Raw genomic sequence first — 13,989 nt, 5'->3', positions numbered from 1 at the left:
GAGGCACAACAGCAAGGACCCATCCACCGGGGTCTGTGCTGCACCGACGGCATGCCGAACTCATCGCCAGCACCGCGCCAGGCAGCGCCCAGTCCCAGCCGGGCTCCCCCGGCTCACACGACGACGTGAACGACGGGCTCTTCTCCCCTGAAGAGGCACACCCGTCATGAGAACCTCGCCGCCCCCACGCCTGGGCCTGCAACGATACGTCGGCACAGCCAGTGTCAGCTCTCACCGCAGCAGCGCAGGACAGGGGCTGAGCGATTGTTGTCTGGCAATTGCATAGCGAATAAGGCGCCCACCCGGCACGGGAGACCGGAGCGGCCGGACTGACCCGTTCGGCTGCTCCGGCCTCCCGAGCCGGGCATGTCGGGCAGGCCGAGGCTTGATCGGCAACCATGTGGTGGCTCGAGCCGAAACTGTCGGCAGAGAGCCTCAGTGCGTCTTGCCGGACGCGGCATCAGCCGGTGCGGTTTCCGCGCCCGAGGTGGTGGCCGCCTTGCCTGCTGAGGGCAGCGGGCAGCTGCGCTCCTTACGGACGCGAGCGACGAACGCCCAAGCCAGCAGCGCGATCGAGCCGAGGGCGAGGACCGGCTGGGCGGGCTCGAAGTACTGCATCGCCCCGGCGTAGCCGAGGGCCAGCAGCACGAGCTTGTTGCACACCGGGCAGCCGACGGCGAAGAATGTGATGATCGCCCCGGCGGCTCCGAGCCGGCCGCCGCGCTCCTCGGCGTCTTCACCGGTGTCGCGGCGGGCGACGTAGGTGGCGGCGACGAGGCCTGCGAGCACGGCGTTGCCGATGAGCACCGGCCAGGCCCACCAGGTCGGCGGGACGGCGCGAGTGAACAGCGGTGTGTCGATGAGGTCGGTGGGGATAGCCACGAGGATGACGGTGGCGAGCGCGGTGCCGAGTGCGAACAGCCAGCGGCGCGGCTGCCAGGTCGCCAGTTCGGCCAGCATCGTTCGTCGCCCTTTCCCTCGTGTGTGCCGTGGCCCGGTCCGGGCCGCTGCTGTCGTGTCCGCTGGTGACGATACCGTAAGCTCCATAACAGAACCTGAGTGCATTGCAGCACCAGTTCCACCTGCTGTGCCTCATCCACCCTGGTGTCGTTCCGATCGGAGGGCAGCTGTGACCGTCACCATCCCGCCGCCGAATCCGCGCCGGCACCCCTCGCCGTTCAGCCCGAGCTTCGGGACCACTCCGGCTGCCGTCGTCGGCATCCAGCAGGAGGTCAACCTCTTCGCCCGCGCCCTCGACGGCGCGATCCGCGGCCGGGCGATGCTCGTGACCGGCCCGCGCGGGGTCGGCAAGACGGTGCTGCTCAACACCTTCGGTGAGGTCGCTGACTCCCGCCAGTGGGTGACGGTGCGCGAACAGGCCTCCCCAGGTGTCGTGCAGCGGCTGACCGAGGCCAGGCTGCCGCAGCTGCTCGAGGACCTCGATGCCGCCCAGACCTCGACGTCCTCCACTGTCGGGTTCACGCTGCCGGTCATCGGCGGCGGGCTGACGGCCAGGACAGATTCGGCGAATCCGCTGACCCCGGATCTGCGCCACCGGCTCATGCAGGCGCTTGACATTCTGTCTGCTCACGGCACCGGGCTGCTGCTGACGCTCGATGAGGTGCACCGGACGAACATCGGTGAGCTGCGGGCCATCACCGATGCGGTGGCGCATGCGGTGGCCCAGGGGGCGCCGCTGGCGTTCGTCGCCGCCGGGCTGCCGGCGACGATGAACAGGCTCGTCAACGACGACGTCTCGACGTTCCTGCGCCGGGCTGAGCGGATCGAGCTGAAGAACTTCACCGCCGATGACACCGCTGTCGCCCTGCGCCATCCGATCGAGAATGCCGGCAAGTCGATCGACTGCGATGCCCTGCACATCGCCGTCGCGGCCTCGGAGAACTATCCGTATCTCGTGCAGCTCATCGGGGATTTCGCATGGGAGGCCGCCGCCGAGGCGCCGGTCATCACCGCAGAGCATGTCGCCTGGGCTGTCGAGCAGGCCAGGCCTGCGCTGTTCCGGCAGATCCATGAGCCCACACTGGCGGGCCTGTCGGATCGGGACAAGGACTACATCTTCGCGATGAGCGCCGATGACGGGCCCTCACTGACCCGTGAGGTCGCCCGGCGGCTCGGGGTCAGCATCCAGCATGCCGGGGTGTATCGCAGCCGGCTCATCATCGATGGGGTCATCATGGAGTCCGGTCGTGGGAAGGTCGAGTTCGCGATCCCGTACCTGCGCGACTACCTGCGGTCTGAGAGCGCCCGCCGCTGAGCTGCGGGCAGCCGGGTGTCAGACAGCTGTGCGGGTCACCGGCCGGCTTCGGCCAGTTCCTTGTCGATCGTCTCGCGGAACACCTCGGCCGGCTGGGCGCCGGAGACGACCGAGTCGTTGATCGCAAAGGTCGGCACGCTCGTGACGCCGAGGCGCTGGGCCTCTTCGAAGTCCGCCTGCACCTGGCCCAGGAGGTCCTCGCTGTCGAGGTCGGCTTCGAACTTCTCCAGGTCCGTAACCCCGGCGGTCTTCGCATGCTCGATGAGCACCTCGCGAGGCAGGTCCGGGTGGCCGCTGTCCGGCGCCTCGCCGAACACGGCATGCTGGTATTCCCAGAACGGGCCCTGCTCAGCTGCGGCGCGGGCGGCGACCGCGGCGTCGACGGACTCGTCTCCGAACACCGGCGCATCACGCCACTCGACGCGCATCCGGCCGTCCTCGACGTACTCATCGACAAGCTCGCCGAGCGTATCGCGGTGGAACTTGCCGCAGAACGGGCAGCGGTAGTCGGCGAACTCGATGAGCACCACCGGTGCATCGACCTCGCCCATTGCAGTCGGGTCGCCGTCGATGCGGCGAGAGAGGTCGAACTCCTGCTGCTGGGCACCGACGGCTGCGCCCTCGCCGCCGGACTCGCCCTCCCCACCGGACTCGCCCTCTGCCTGCGTGCCGGAGTTCGCGCCGAAGCCCGAACCAGCGATGATGCTGATGACGAGGATGATGACGAGCAGGCCGGCCGCGATCGTCCACGGCCAGTTCCGGGCCAGGAATCCCTGGGATCGTGTGGCTCGGGGCCGGTTCATGCGTGCTCTCTCCTATGCTGATATCGAGTCAGACGTTTCCGCTGTCCGCCTGCCACCATACGCGGCTCCGGTGAGCGGTAGCCAGAAGAGACGCAGGAGCACAGAAGAGATGCAGGAACTCTGTGGGAAGGGGACGCAATGGCAGCCAAGGCTCCGCGGTGGAAGCAGATCCACGACGATCTGCGCGCCCGCATCGCCGCCGGCGAGTTCCATGCCGGGTTCCCCGGTGAGCTGCAGCTCGCCGCCGAATACGAGGTCTCCCGCGGCACGATGCGTCAGGCGCTGCGCCCGCTGCGCGAAAGCGGTGTGCTCACGGCCAACCGCGGCAAGCGTCCGCACCTGCTCACCACCAGCCCGTCTGCCTATGGGGCGATCTACTCGCTGTTCGAGGTCATCTCCCGCTCCGGTCTCGAACCGCTTTCGGACATCCTCGCCCAGGAGATCATCGCCGATGCGCAGGCCGCTGACCGGCTCGCCCTGCCGGCCGATGCGCAGCTGTTCCACCTGGCGCGCATCCGCCGGGCCGGTGACACGCCGGTGGCCGTCGACCATGTGTGGCTGCCAGCGGCCCTCGGGGGCCCGCTCATGAGCGCCGACTTCACCCGCGAGGCGGTCTACCATGTGCTCGCCGAGACCGCGAACGTGCGCATCGACGGCGGTTTCGAGGATGTCTCCGCGGTGCTCGCCGGCCCCGATGAGGCCCATCTGCTCGGGTGCGCGACCGGTGAGGCGCTGCTGCGCTTCGAACGCGTCGGCACCTCCGGCGGACAGCCGGTCGAGTTCCGCACCGGGGTGCTGCTCGGCACCGAGCTGAGCATCACCCACCGGTTCTGAACCGGTTCTCCAGCCCCTGTGAATGACGGCGGGCCCCGCTTCTGGAAGAAGCAGGGCCCGCAACAGGTTCAGCAGCCGTTCACTGGTCGATCTTGCCGCTGCCGTCTTCGAGGTGGGCGCGCAGGAACCACTGGAACTGCTCGAGCTCGAAGGACTGCCCGGTGAGCATGTCCTCGGTGACCGGGTCGATCTCGCCGGTCTCCTCGATGGCGTCGCGGTGGGACTTCACGACACCGTCGTAGACGCGGTTGAGCGCCTTGATGTGCTCGATGGTGCCGGCGCGGTCGACGTCGTAGTCCTCCCATGGCCGCTGGTAGGTCAGGCGGCCGGGCACACCGACCGGGCTGGAGCCGAGCGCGGCGATCCGCTCAGCGATGGCATCGGCGAAGCCGCGCACGGTCTCGACCTGCGGGTCGAGCATCTCGTGGACGCCGATGAAGTTGGGGCCGACCACATTCCAGTGGGCGTGCTTGAGGGTCAGGTGCAGGTCGTTCATCGAGTTGAGCCGGTCCTGCAGGATCTCGCAGACCTTCTTGGCATCTTCGTTCGTCAGTCCGGGAACGGTGTACGGGCGCTTCGTCACTGCTATACCTCCACGATCGAGAGCTTTCGCTAACCATGGGAACAACATCCTCCCACCTGCGATTATTCCCCACCCCACAGACAGGGCTCCCTGCCATGGCCGGCGGGTCCCGCCGCGCAAGCAACCGGCCACCGTCGCCGAGGCGGGGGTTGCGGGCAGCGGGGAAGGACCGCCTCGGGCGCGGGCGATCGGCATGCTGGCGCGGCGTGCAGAGCATGAGCGACAACGATTCCATAACAGCGGCCCGGCAGACGTCAGGGAGCCGATTCTGCAATTGAATCTGTGAGTTTCACAACAGTAAGGTGGTAATCCGCACCACACGGGGTGCGGCATCTGTGCACACCGCGCGCAGCTGCGCCACCCACCACGAGGAGATCCACTTTCTATGCGCACACGTACTCTTCCCACTGTTCTGGCCGGCGCGGCAGCCGCCGCGCTCGTGCTCTCCGGCTGTGCCGGCGGCGGGGGTGACTCAGGTGAGGGCGGCGGCGATGCCGGCACCGAGTTCATCACCATGGCCACCGGCGGCAACTCCGGCGTCTACTACCAGGTCGGCGCCGGCATGTCCCAGCTGCTCTCCGACGAGCTCGGCTCGGACTCGACCGTCCAGGCAACCGGCGCCTCGGTCGAGAACGTCACCCTGCTCAATGACGGTGACGCCGAGATCGCCTTCGCGATGGCCGATGCCACCGACCAGGCTCTCAAGGGCGAAGGGCCGTTCGAGGAGAAGGTCGAGAGCCTGCCGGCGATCGCGAACCTGTACGAGCAGTACCTGCAGGTCATCACCCTCGAAGACAAGGGCATCGACTCGATCGAGGATCTCAAGGGCAAGCGCGTGTCCGTCGGCGACGTCAACTCCGGTGTCGAGCTCAACGCCCGCACCGTCATCGATGCCTACGGCATGACCTACGACGACTTCACCGCCGACTACCTGCCGTACGCCGAGGCGATCGACCAGATGAAGAACGGCCAGGTCGACGCCGCATTCGTCACCTCCGGCCTGCCGAACTCCGCTGTCACCGACCTGGCGACCACCCACGACGTCAAGGTCGTGCCGTTCGAAGGCGACGGACTGAACACGCTGCTCGAATACGAGTTCTTCGGCGAGGGCACCGTGCCTAAGGACACCTACGACAGCAAGGAGGATGCCGCGACCGTGACCATCCCGAACCTGCTGCTGGCCAGCCCCGAGCTGAGCGAAGACGCCGTCTACGACATCACGAAGACGATCTTCGACAACCTCGACCAGGTCCACGCGACGCACAACGCCGCCAAGGACATCACGCTCGAGAACGCTCCCCACGTCGTCGTCACCGAGCTGCACCCCGGTGCCAAGCGCTACTTCGACGAAGCCGGCACGTCCTGAGCCTGAGCCCGTCGCGTGCCCGCCCGCCGCAGCCTGCTGACAGGCCGGTGCGGCACACGCGACGGGCGGCGCTCGGCCGGTTCGCCGGCTGGGCGGCGACGCTCGCGGCCGTGGCGATGACCGCCTCGGCCGCGGAGCAGGCCACCGTCCTCATCCGCCACCAGCGCCGGCCCCACGAGGTCTACCGACACGTGACGGTCAGCCGCCAGGCGACGATCGCCCTGGCATGGATCCACTCCGTCGATCACACACCCTGGATCGAGTACTACACACTCAGCCGCGGCGGGTTCCTCCTCGACTGCACCGACATCGCCCTCACCGGCGCCGGCGCACCGTCTGAGGCCCCGCACGTCGAGAAGGTCGGGGACATGCTCCGCTACTGCGGACTCGACCGGCACTTCGATGCCGTGCGCTGGATCCACTCCCACGACGTCGAGCACACCCTCAGCATCGACGGCCACCGCCTCCTGGCACCGGCCGGCATCCCCCACCGCAGCCCGGTGGAGATGGTCCTGGCCTGACAAGGAAGAAAGCACACACGATGAGCACACCACACACTCCTCCGACCGGCAACGCCCGCGACGCAGCCGCCGACGACCCGCGTCCGGGCACCGGCTCGACCGCCGCCGGTCAGGCGCACGCCCGCAAGCAGGCGAGCACCGGGAAGGCCGGCGCGCCGGCTGACACCGACGTCAGCAACGGCACCGACGTCAGCACTGACACCGGCACCAGCGTGCTGAACGCCGAGGCCTCCGACGCCGACCTGGAGACGCTGGAGAAGTACGACCGCGAATCGCGCACGCGCGACGTCTTCGGCACGTGGCTGGCCTGGCCGGTCGGCATCGTCGCCGTATCGCTGTCGGTCTACCACATCTGGACGGCGCTGTTCGGCGGGCCGCCGACACTCGTGCACCGCGCGATCCACGTCTCGGCGATCCTCGTCCTCGCCTTCGCGCTCTACCGGCCCTACGCCAAGGAGAAGCGGGCGACGACACCGTGGTTCGACTACATCCTCATCGCCGCCTCCGCCTCGGTGGCGATCTATCTGGCCACCCAGTACGCCGAGCTCGTCACCCGCGGCTCACGGTTCACGATGACCGATGTCATCATCGGCGGCCTCCTCGTCTTCGCCACCCTGGAGGCCGCCCGCCGCGTGACCGGCTGGTTCCTGCCGGCACTGGCGGTGCTGTTCATCATCTACGACATCTACGGCCGGTCGATGCCCGGGCTCATGCGCCACCGCGGCTACGACCTCGACCGGATCCTCAACTACATGCTCACCTCGACCGAGGGGATCTTCTCCACCGCGATCGGGGTGTCATCGACCTACATCATCCTGTTCATCCTCTTCGGCGCGTTCCTGCAGCGCTCGGGGATGGGCCAGTTCTTCAACGACATCGCCCTCGCCCTCGCCGGGCAGACCCGCGGCGGGCCGGCGAAGGTCTCGGTCATCGCCTCAGGCTTCCTCGGTTCGATCAACGGCTCGGCGATCGCCAACGTTGTGACCACCGGCGCGTTCACGATCCCGCTGATGAAGAAGATCGGCTACCAGCGCAACTTCGCCGGCGCCGTCGAATCCGCCGCCTCGGTCGGCGGGCAGATCCTGCCGCCGATCATGGGCGCGGCGGCCTTCATCATGGCCGAAACCCTCGGCATCCCGTACCGGGAGATCGCCCTCGTCGCGATCGTGCCGGCACTGCTGTACTACCTCGGCATCATCATGCAGGTGCACCTGCGCGCCACCCGCCGCGGACTCGAAGGCATCTCGCGGAAGAACCTGCCGGCGGTCATGGACGTCATGCGCGAGCGCGGCCACCTGCTCATCCCGCTCGCCTACCTGCTGTACATGCTGTTCTTCTCCGGGCGCACGATCCTGTTCTCAGCTGTCACGACGATCTTCGTCACCGTGCTCGTGGCGATGCTGCGCAAGACCACCCGGATGAGCTTCAAGGACATCATCCTGGCGCTGCGCGACGGTGCGATCACCGCCGTCTCGGTCGCCGTGGCCTGTGCGGCAGTCGGCGTCATCGTCGGTGTCGCCAGCCAGACCGGATTCGGTGTCAAGCTCGCCAACGCGATCGTGACGATCGGCGGCGGCTACCTGCTGCCGACGCTCATCATGACGGCGCTCGCCTGCATCATCCTCGGCATGGGCCTGCCGTCGATCCCGGCCTACATCGTCACCGCGACGATGGCCGCCCCAGCGCTCGCCCAGCTCGGCGTCGAGCCGCTGGCCGCCCACCTGTTCGTGTTCTACTTCGGCCTGTTCGCCAACATCACCCCGCCGGTCGCGCTGGCTGCGTTCGCGGCAGCCGGCCTGTCCGGCGGCACCCCGATGCAGACCGGATTCACCGCGATGAGACTGGCCCTGGCCGGTTACATCGTGCCGTTTGTGTTCGTGTACAACCCGGTGCTCATCATGCAGGACGCCGATGTCATGACCGCCATCCGCGTCATCGCCACCGCCTCGATCGGCGTCATCCTGCTCGCCGTCGCCGCCGAGGGCTTCCTCATGGTGCGGGTGCCGTGGGTGCTGCGGATCTCGCTCATCATCGGCTCGGTGCTGTTCCTCACCCCGAACCTCGTGCTCGACCTCATCGGCACTGCGGTGCTCGTCGTCAGCCTGCTGGCGATCATCGCACTGGCGAAGAAGGCCGACAGGCTCTCGCTGCGGAACATCTGACGCCCTCGCCGTGAATGCCGATCGCCGCCGTACCTACAGGAGGTGCGGCGGCGATCTGCTGTAAGCGGGCCTGTGCCTCAGTCGTCGGAGCGGTGGGCCTTGCCGGACTCGGCGTCGACGACGACCTCGAAGGTCTCGCCATCCTGCTCAGGTGAGATGTCGATCGTGTAGGCGGCTGTGCCGTCGCTGCCGGTGGCGAGGCGGATCTTCGTCATCCGGCCCGGCAGCACATCGAGCGCCGAAGACTTCGCCTCATCGAGGCCGACATAGTCATCGAGGGAGAGCACCTGGCCCTTACTGTCGTGCTTCTCCTCATCAGTGGAGATGACATCCCCGCTCTTGGCGTCGTAAGCAGCCGTGAACGTCCGCTCATCAGAGGCCATCTCGATGTCGTAGCGGATCTCCCCGCCGTCGGCGAGCGCGATCTGGATGGCCCGGAAGTCCCCGTCGAAGTCCTCCTGCGCCTGCTTCTGCGCGTCCTCCCAGCTCAGCGCCGGCTTGAAGTTCGCCAGGTCGTCCTCCTCACCGGAGTTCGGCGGGCCCTCTGTACCGCGCGGGTCCGCTGCGGTCTGCATTGCCGGGCCCTGCTTGGGCTCAGCGTCGTCCTGCGAGCAGCCGGACAGCGCCAGCGCAGCAGCGCACACGGCTGCAGTCGCGGTCAGGATCCGACGGGTCATGAGGCGTCCTTTCGGGTTGCCGGTCAGACGGGCACCGTTCAGTCTACTCACGACCATGCTCCCGGCACTGAGCTTCCACCCAGCTCAGTCTGCGCGCACACGGCCGGCCTGCCGGGCCGATGGAACCTGAGACGGTATCGTGGAACCACACGCCCAGCCCCTGCCCACGAGAGGAACCCAGCGATGTCGACACTGGTGAAGATCGCCGAGGCGACGCTGTTCTTCCTCGAGACGCTGGCCTGGCTGGCGATCGCCTACGTCGCCTTCATGCTCATCGGCGGCGGTGCGCTGGCCTGGCTGGCCGGCATCGGCGCGCTCGTCGTCGTCATCATCGTGTGGGCGCTGTTCGCCTCCCCGAAGGGCTTCCTGGCATCGCGCGCCTCGGTCATCGCCGTGCGCGCGGTCGTCTACCTCGCCGCTGTCGTCGGGCTCATCATCGTCGGCCCGGCCTGGGTCGGCATCGCCCTCGGCGTCCTGCTGCTCGCCTGCGAGGGCCTGCTCATCTGGCAGAACAAACACGAAGCGCTCGCCGCCACCCGCCGCACCGGCCGGCACTGAGGAGTGGGGCGGTGATGACACGCAGAACCCGGCCGGCTGCCGCCAGCGCCCAGCTCCCGCCTGCCGCGGTGGCCTACACCCGCACCTGCCGGGCTGCCGCCGCCGAGGTGCTGGCCCGGTATTCGACGTCGTTCTCCCTGGCCGTGCGCACCCTGCCGCAGGTCATCCGCATCCACATCACCGCGATCTACGCGATGGCCCGGGTCGCCGATGAGATCGTCGACGGCAGCATGCACCAGCTGCCGGCCGCCCAGCGGCTGGCCGAGCTCAACGCCTTCGAACACCGCATCGCCTCTGCGGCGGCGACCGGCGCCTCGGCCGATGTCATCGCCCACGCCTACGCCGCGACTGCTCGCGAGGTCGGCATCGGCCCGGCCGAATGGGAACCGTTCTTCTCCTCGATGCGCGCCGATATCAGCCCGCAGGCCCACACCGAGACGTCGATCGCCGACTACATCCACGGCTCCGCAGAGGTCATCGGGCTCATGTGCCTCAAGGCGTTCTTCCTCGGCGCCGTCCCCGAGGCCGACGGCGAGCGCCTGCGACGCGGGGCGATGGCGCTCGGGGCCGGCTTCCAGAAGGTCAACTTCCTGCGCGACCTCGCAGAGGACGCCGCACTGGGCCGCAGCTACCTGCCCGGGGTCAGCGCAGCCGGCATGTCCGATGCCGACCGGGACCGGATCGTGACCGACATCGCCGCCGACCTCGCCGCAGCCGATGAGGTCATCGGGCTGCTGCCGGCCCGCGTGCGCCCGGCCGTGCGGATCGCCCACCGCCTGTTCGCCGAGCTCAACCGGAGACTGGCCGCAGCACCTGCCGCGCGGATCCGCACCCAGCGGATGCGGGTGAGCAACCCGCGCAAGCTCGCCATCACCGCCTGTGCGCTCAGCCGCCCGGCAGCCGGCGGTGAGAGCCGGTGAGGCGCACCATCGTCATCGGCGGGGGCATCGCCGGACTCGCCTCCGCCGCGCTGCTCGCACAGGAGGGCCACGCGGTCACGCTGCTGGAGCAGAACGCCTCCCTCGGCGGGCGCGCCGGCATCCACCGGGAAGCCGGGTTCACCTTCGACACCGGCCCGAGCTGGTACCTCATGCCCGAGGTGTTCGACCACCTCTTCGACCTCACCGGTGCCCCGAACCCGCTGGAGCTCATCGACCTCGACCCGGCCTACCGGATCTTCCCGCAGCCGGCCGGTGCTTCGGCAGCTTCCACCCCGCTCGACGTGCCCGCCGGGCGCACGCGGGTCCTCGACCTCTTCGACCGCCTCGAGCCCGGCAGCCGCGACCGGGTCGCCGCCTACCTCGACTCCGCCTCGCGAACCTACCGGCTGGCGCTCGACCACTTCCTCTACACCACCTTCTCCACCCCCGCCGGGTTCACCCACCCGCAGGTGCTCTCCGGGCTCGGCGAGCTCATGGAGCTGCTGAGCACCTCGATGCAGGAGCGGATCAACCGCACCGTGGACCATCCGGTCGCCCGGCAGATCCTCGGCTACCCGGCCGTGTTCCTCGGCACCCGCCCCGAGACCGCCCCGGCGATGTACCACCTCATGAGCCACCTCGACCTCGTCGACGGGGTCCGCTACCCGGCCGGCGGCATGCACACGCTCATCACCGCGATCGCTGCGCGCGCCCGCGACCTCGGGGTCACCATCCGCACCGAAGCCGAGGTCGTCTCCCTCACCCACGAGCCCGGCCGCCTGCCGGCCCGGAAGCCGCAGCTGACCGAGGTGCTCGCCCGCACCCGGCACGGGCTCGAGGCCTTCGCCGCCGATGCCGTCGTCGCCGCCTGCGATCTGCATCATCTGGAGACCCGGCTGCTGCCCCGGAAGCTCCAGACCCGCCCGGCTTCCAGCTGGCGCCGCGCCGACCCGGGGATGGGCGCCCTCGTCCTGCTGCTCGGCGTCGAGGGCCGGCTCGACAAGCTGGCGCATCACAACCTGCTCTTCACCTCCAACTGGGAGAAGAACTTCGACGCGATCTACCGCGACCGCCGGATCCCGGACCCGGCCTCGCTCTACGTCTGCGCGCCCTCACGCACCGACCCGACGCTGGCACCGGCAGGCTGCGAGAACCTCTTCGTCCTCGTCCCCTGGCCCGCCGACGCTTCGCTTCACGCTCACAGCCCGGACGTGCAGGCGGGCGCCCAGGCGGCCATCGAACAGATCGCGCAGTGGACCGGCCACCCGGACTTGGCCGGCCGGCTGCGGGTGCGCCGCGTCATCGCCCCAGCTGACTACGTCCGTGACTTCCACGCCTGGTCCGGCACCGCACTCGGGCCTGCGAACACGCTCATGCAGTCGATCTTCCTGCGCGGGCGCGTGCGCTCCGCCAAGGTCGCCAATCTCTTCTACGCCGGGGCGTTCACGGCACCGGGTGTCGGGCTGCCGATGTGCGTCATCAGCGCCGAGAACGTCCTCAAGGCCTTCCGCGACGACCGCACCTCCGGTCCCCTGCCCGTCGCCGAGGCGGTGGGCCGGTGAGCGTCGTCTACCTCGGCTGCCTGCTGTTCTCGATCGCCGGGATGGCGCTGCTCGACTGGCGCCACCGGCTGTTCTGGTTCGCCGACTGGAAGCGGGCTGCGATCGTCCACGGTGCGGGGCTGACGGTGTTCCTCCTCTGGGATGCCGCCGGGATCGCCTTCGGGGTGTTCCACCGCGGTGACAGCCCGTACATGACCGGTCTCGAGCTCGCCCCCGAGATGCCGGTCGAGGAGGTCTTCTTCCTCTTCTTCCTCTGCTGGGTCACGATGGTCGTCTTCACCGGGTCGATGCGCATCCTCACGTACCTGCGCAGCACCGATGACCCCGGACCCGAGGCGCCGGTGACCGGCGGTGAGCGGCCGTGACCTATACGCTCATCAACCTCGTCTTCCTCATCCCCGCCCTCGGGCTGCTGTTCGCTGCACTGCTGCGGCTGCGTGACTCCGATCCCTCCTCAGCCCGGCTCGGCAGCCCGACCGATCCCGTCCACCGGCCCGCCGCCTCGGCGCCGGCCGACGACTCGATGACCGCCTCCCGGTCCCGCATCCACCAGCGGGCCCTGGCGATCACCGCGGCGCTGCTCATCGGGCTGACGATGATCTTCGACAACCTCATGATCGCCGCCGGCCTGTTCACCTACGACAACCACCTGGGCATCAGCATCGGGCTCATGCCGATCGAGGACCTGGCGTATACGATCGTCGCCGTTGCCGCGCTGCCGAGCCTGTGGCTGCTGCTCGGTCACCGCCGGACACCGCGCCGGCCCGATGATGCGAACCGACCGAGCCGACCCGATGATGCCGACAGGCGGGGCGGGTCGTGAGCACACTCGGTCTGCTGACCCGCACCTCCCGCCCGGTCTCCTGGGTCAACACCGCCTTCCCGTTCGGGGCGGCCTACCTGCTCACCGGCGGCGGTGTCGACGCAGCGTTCCTGCTCGGCTGTCTGTTCTTCCTCATCCCGTACAACCTGGCGATGTACGGGATCAACGACGTCTTCGACTACGCATCCGATATCCGCAACCCGCGCAAGGGCGGCATCGAAGGCCACGTCACCGCGCCCAGGCACCACCGCACGATCCTCACTGCCGCGGCCGTGTCCTGCCTGCCGTTCCTCGCAGCGCTTGTGATCCTCGGCGACTGGCGGGCGGACCTCGTGCTGGCCATCAGCATGTTCGCGGTGGCTGCCTACAGTGTGCGCGGGCTGCGGTTCAAGGAGATCCCGTTCCTCGACGCCGTGACCTCCTCGACGCACTTCTCCTCCCCTGCCTGGTACGGTCTGGCGCTGACCGGCGCGCCCCTGAACCGGGACACGGCACTCATCTGTGCGGCCTTCTTCATCTGGGGTGTCGCCAGCCAGGCCTTCGGCGCCGTGCAGGACATCGGACCGGACCGGGCCGGCGGGTTGCAGTCCATCGCCACCGTCATCGGTGCGGCGGCAACCGTGCGCCTGGCGACGATCGCCTACCTGGCAGCCGGGGCGCTGCTGGTCGGCGCCGGGTCGCTCTTCGTGCAGCTGGCCGCCGTGCTGGCGGTGCCGTATGCGCTCAACACCGGCCGGTTCTGGTCGCTGACGGATGCGGCAGCCGAATGCGCCCGGGCCGGCTGGCAGGTGTTCCTGTGGCTGAATTATGCGGTCGGCTTCTGCGTCACCATGCTCATGATCACAGCGGTCATGTTCGGCTGATGCGGCGCTGGGCGTCTGGTGCCGCCTGGGCCCTATACTGAG

The 13,989-nt window shown here is 68.8% G+C and carries 15 protein-coding genes; 11 read left to right on the top strand and 4 right to left on the bottom strand.

Annotation, left to right across the window (positions count from 1 at the left end):
* Nucleotides 1-435 precede the first annotated feature (435 nt).
* Nucleotides 436-960, bottom strand: a complete 525-nt coding sequence (locus H9634_RS08190) for a hypothetical protein (RefSeq protein WP_225210721.1) — start codon at nt 958-960, stop codon at nt 436-438.
* Nucleotides 961-1,129: 169 nt separating this feature from the next.
* Between H9634_RS08190 and H9634_RS08185 the strand changes: the two genes are divergently transcribed.
* Nucleotides 1,130-2,275 carry an ATP-binding protein gene (locus H9634_RS08185; protein ID WP_318245045.1) on the top strand — a complete coding sequence of 382 codons (1,146 nt, stop codon included), beginning with the start codon at nt 1,130-1,132 and terminating at the stop codon, nt 2,273-2,275.
* A 35-nt stretch (nt 2,276-2,310) separates the two neighbouring features.
* Here H9634_RS08185 and H9634_RS08180 read toward each other — a convergent pair whose 3' ends face one another.
* Nucleotides 2,311-3,078, bottom strand: coding sequence for a DsbA family protein (locus H9634_RS08180; RefSeq protein ID WP_191726201.1), 768 nt, complete (start codon nt 3,076-3,078; stop codon nt 2,311-2,313).
* A gap of 138 nt (nt 3,079-3,216) precedes the next feature.
* On the opposite strand from H9634_RS08180, the gene H9634_RS08175 reads away from it, so the two are divergent.
* Nucleotides 3,217-3,912, top strand: coding sequence for a GntR family transcriptional regulator (locus H9634_RS08175; RefSeq protein ID WP_191726200.1), 696 nt, complete (start codon nt 3,217-3,219; stop codon nt 3,910-3,912).
* Between the two features lie 79 nt (nt 3,913-3,991).
* Here the strand turns inward: H9634_RS08175 and dps are convergent, their stop codons facing one another.
* Nucleotides 3,992-4,495 carry a DNA starvation/stationary phase protection protein Dps gene (gene dps, locus H9634_RS08170; protein WP_257995022.1) on the bottom strand — a complete coding sequence of 168 codons (504 nt, stop codon included), beginning with the start codon at nt 4,493-4,495 and terminating at the stop codon, nt 3,992-3,994.
* A gap of 385 nt (nt 4,496-4,880) precedes the next feature.
* On the opposite strand from dps, the gene H9634_RS08165 reads away from it, so the two are divergent.
* The 3 genes from H9634_RS08165 to H9634_RS08155 are packed head-to-tail and all read left to right on the top strand — an operon-like array spanning nt 4,881 to nt 8,544.
* Entirely contained in the window at nt 4,881-5,861 is a 981-nt protein-coding gene (locus tag H9634_RS08165) for a TAXI family TRAP transporter solute-binding subunit (RefSeq protein WP_191726198.1), read from the top strand.
* Between the two features lie 47 nt (nt 5,862-5,908).
* Complete coding sequence (locus H9634_RS08160) at nt 5,909-6,382, top strand: DUF1850 domain-containing protein (protein ID WP_191726197.1); 474 nt, start codon at nt 5,909-5,911, stop codon at nt 6,380-6,382.
* 20 nt (nt 6,383-6,402) lie between these two features.
* Entirely contained in the window at nt 6,403-8,544 is a 2,142-nt protein-coding gene (locus H9634_RS08155; RefSeq protein ID WP_191726196.1) for a TRAP transporter permease, read from the top strand.
* A gap of 77 nt (nt 8,545-8,621) precedes the next feature.
* On the opposite strand, the gene H9634_RS08150 is transcribed toward H9634_RS08155, so the two are convergent.
* A complete protein-coding gene (locus H9634_RS08150; RefSeq protein WP_191726195.1) occupies nt 8,622-9,221 on the bottom strand; it encodes a PepSY domain-containing protein in 600 nt (199 codons plus the stop codon).
* Between the two features lie 183 nt (nt 9,222-9,404).
* On the opposite strand from H9634_RS08150, the gene H9634_RS08145 reads away from it, so the two are divergent.
* The 6 genes from H9634_RS08145 to H9634_RS08120 are packed head-to-tail and all read left to right on the top strand — an operon-like array spanning nt 9,405 to nt 13,947.
* The gene (locus H9634_RS08145) at nt 9,405-9,779 is read left to right on the top strand and encodes a DUF2568 domain-containing protein (RefSeq protein ID WP_191726194.1); all 375 of its coding nucleotides are present in this window, start codon (nt 9,405-9,407) and stop codon (nt 9,777-9,779) included.
* A gap of 14 nt (nt 9,780-9,793) precedes the next feature.
* Nucleotides 9,794-10,699, top strand: coding sequence for a phytoene/squalene synthase family protein (locus tag H9634_RS08140; RefSeq protein ID WP_191726193.1), 906 nt, complete (start codon nt 9,794-9,796; stop codon nt 10,697-10,699).
* Nucleotides 10,696-12,261, top strand: coding sequence for a phytoene desaturase family protein (crtI, locus tag H9634_RS08135; RefSeq protein WP_191726192.1), 1,566 nt, complete (start codon nt 10,696-10,698; stop codon nt 12,259-12,261). Before H9634_RS08140 ends, crtI begins: the two co-directional genes overlap by 4 nt.
* Nucleotides 12,258-12,626 carry a lycopene cyclase domain-containing protein gene (locus H9634_RS08130; RefSeq protein ID WP_191726191.1) on the top strand — a complete coding sequence of 123 codons (369 nt, stop codon included), beginning with the start codon at nt 12,258-12,260 and terminating at the stop codon, nt 12,624-12,626. Before crtI ends, H9634_RS08130 begins: the two co-directional genes overlap by 4 nt.
* A complete protein-coding gene (locus H9634_RS08125) occupies nt 12,623-13,084 on the top strand; it encodes a lycopene cyclase domain-containing protein (RefSeq protein ID WP_318245044.1) in 462 nt (153 codons plus the stop codon). Before H9634_RS08130 ends, H9634_RS08125 begins: the two co-directional genes overlap by 4 nt.
* Nucleotides 13,081-13,947 carry a prenyltransferase gene (locus H9634_RS08120; protein WP_191726190.1) on the top strand — a complete coding sequence of 289 codons (867 nt, stop codon included), beginning with the start codon at nt 13,081-13,083 and terminating at the stop codon, nt 13,945-13,947. Before H9634_RS08125 ends, H9634_RS08120 begins: the two co-directional genes overlap by 4 nt.
* The last annotated feature ends 42 nt before the right edge of the window (nt 13,948-13,989 follow it).

Source organism: Brevibacterium gallinarum (genome assembly GCF_014836885.1).
GTDB lineage: Bacteria > Actinomycetota > Actinomycetes > Actinomycetales > Brevibacteriaceae > Brevibacterium > Brevibacterium gallinarum.
This window is presented reverse-complemented; position numbering and strand designations above follow the sequence as displayed.

Coding starts and splice junctions, on each gene's coding strand:
- H9634_RS08140 (WP_191726193.1), top strand. CDS start 9,794: ATGACACGCAGAACCCGGCCGGCTGCCGCCAGCGCCCAGCTCCCGCCT.
- H9634_RS08150 (WP_191726195.1), bottom strand. CDS start 9,221: ATGACCCGTCGGATCCTGACCGCGACTGCAGCCGTGTGCGCTGCTGCG.
- H9634_RS08145 (WP_191726194.1), top strand. CDS start 9,405: ATGTCGACACTGGTGAAGATCGCCGAGGCGACGCTGTTCTTCCTCGAG.
- H9634_RS08190 (WP_225210721.1), bottom strand. CDS start 960: ATGCTGGCCGAACTGGCGACCTGGCAGCCGCGCCGCTGGCTGTTCGCA.
- H9634_RS08165 (WP_191726198.1), top strand. CDS start 4,881: ATGCGCACACGTACTCTTCCCACTGTTCTGGCCGGCGCGGCAGCCGCC.
- H9634_RS08180 (WP_191726201.1), bottom strand. CDS start 3,078: ATGAACCGGCCCCGAGCCACACGATCCCAGGGATTCCTGGCCCGGAAC.
- H9634_RS08175 (WP_191726200.1), top strand. CDS start 3,217: ATGGCAGCCAAGGCTCCGCGGTGGAAGCAGATCCACGACGATCTGCGC.
- H9634_RS08155 (WP_191726196.1), top strand. CDS start 6,403: ATGAGCACACCACACACTCCTCCGACCGGCAACGCCCGCGACGCAGCC.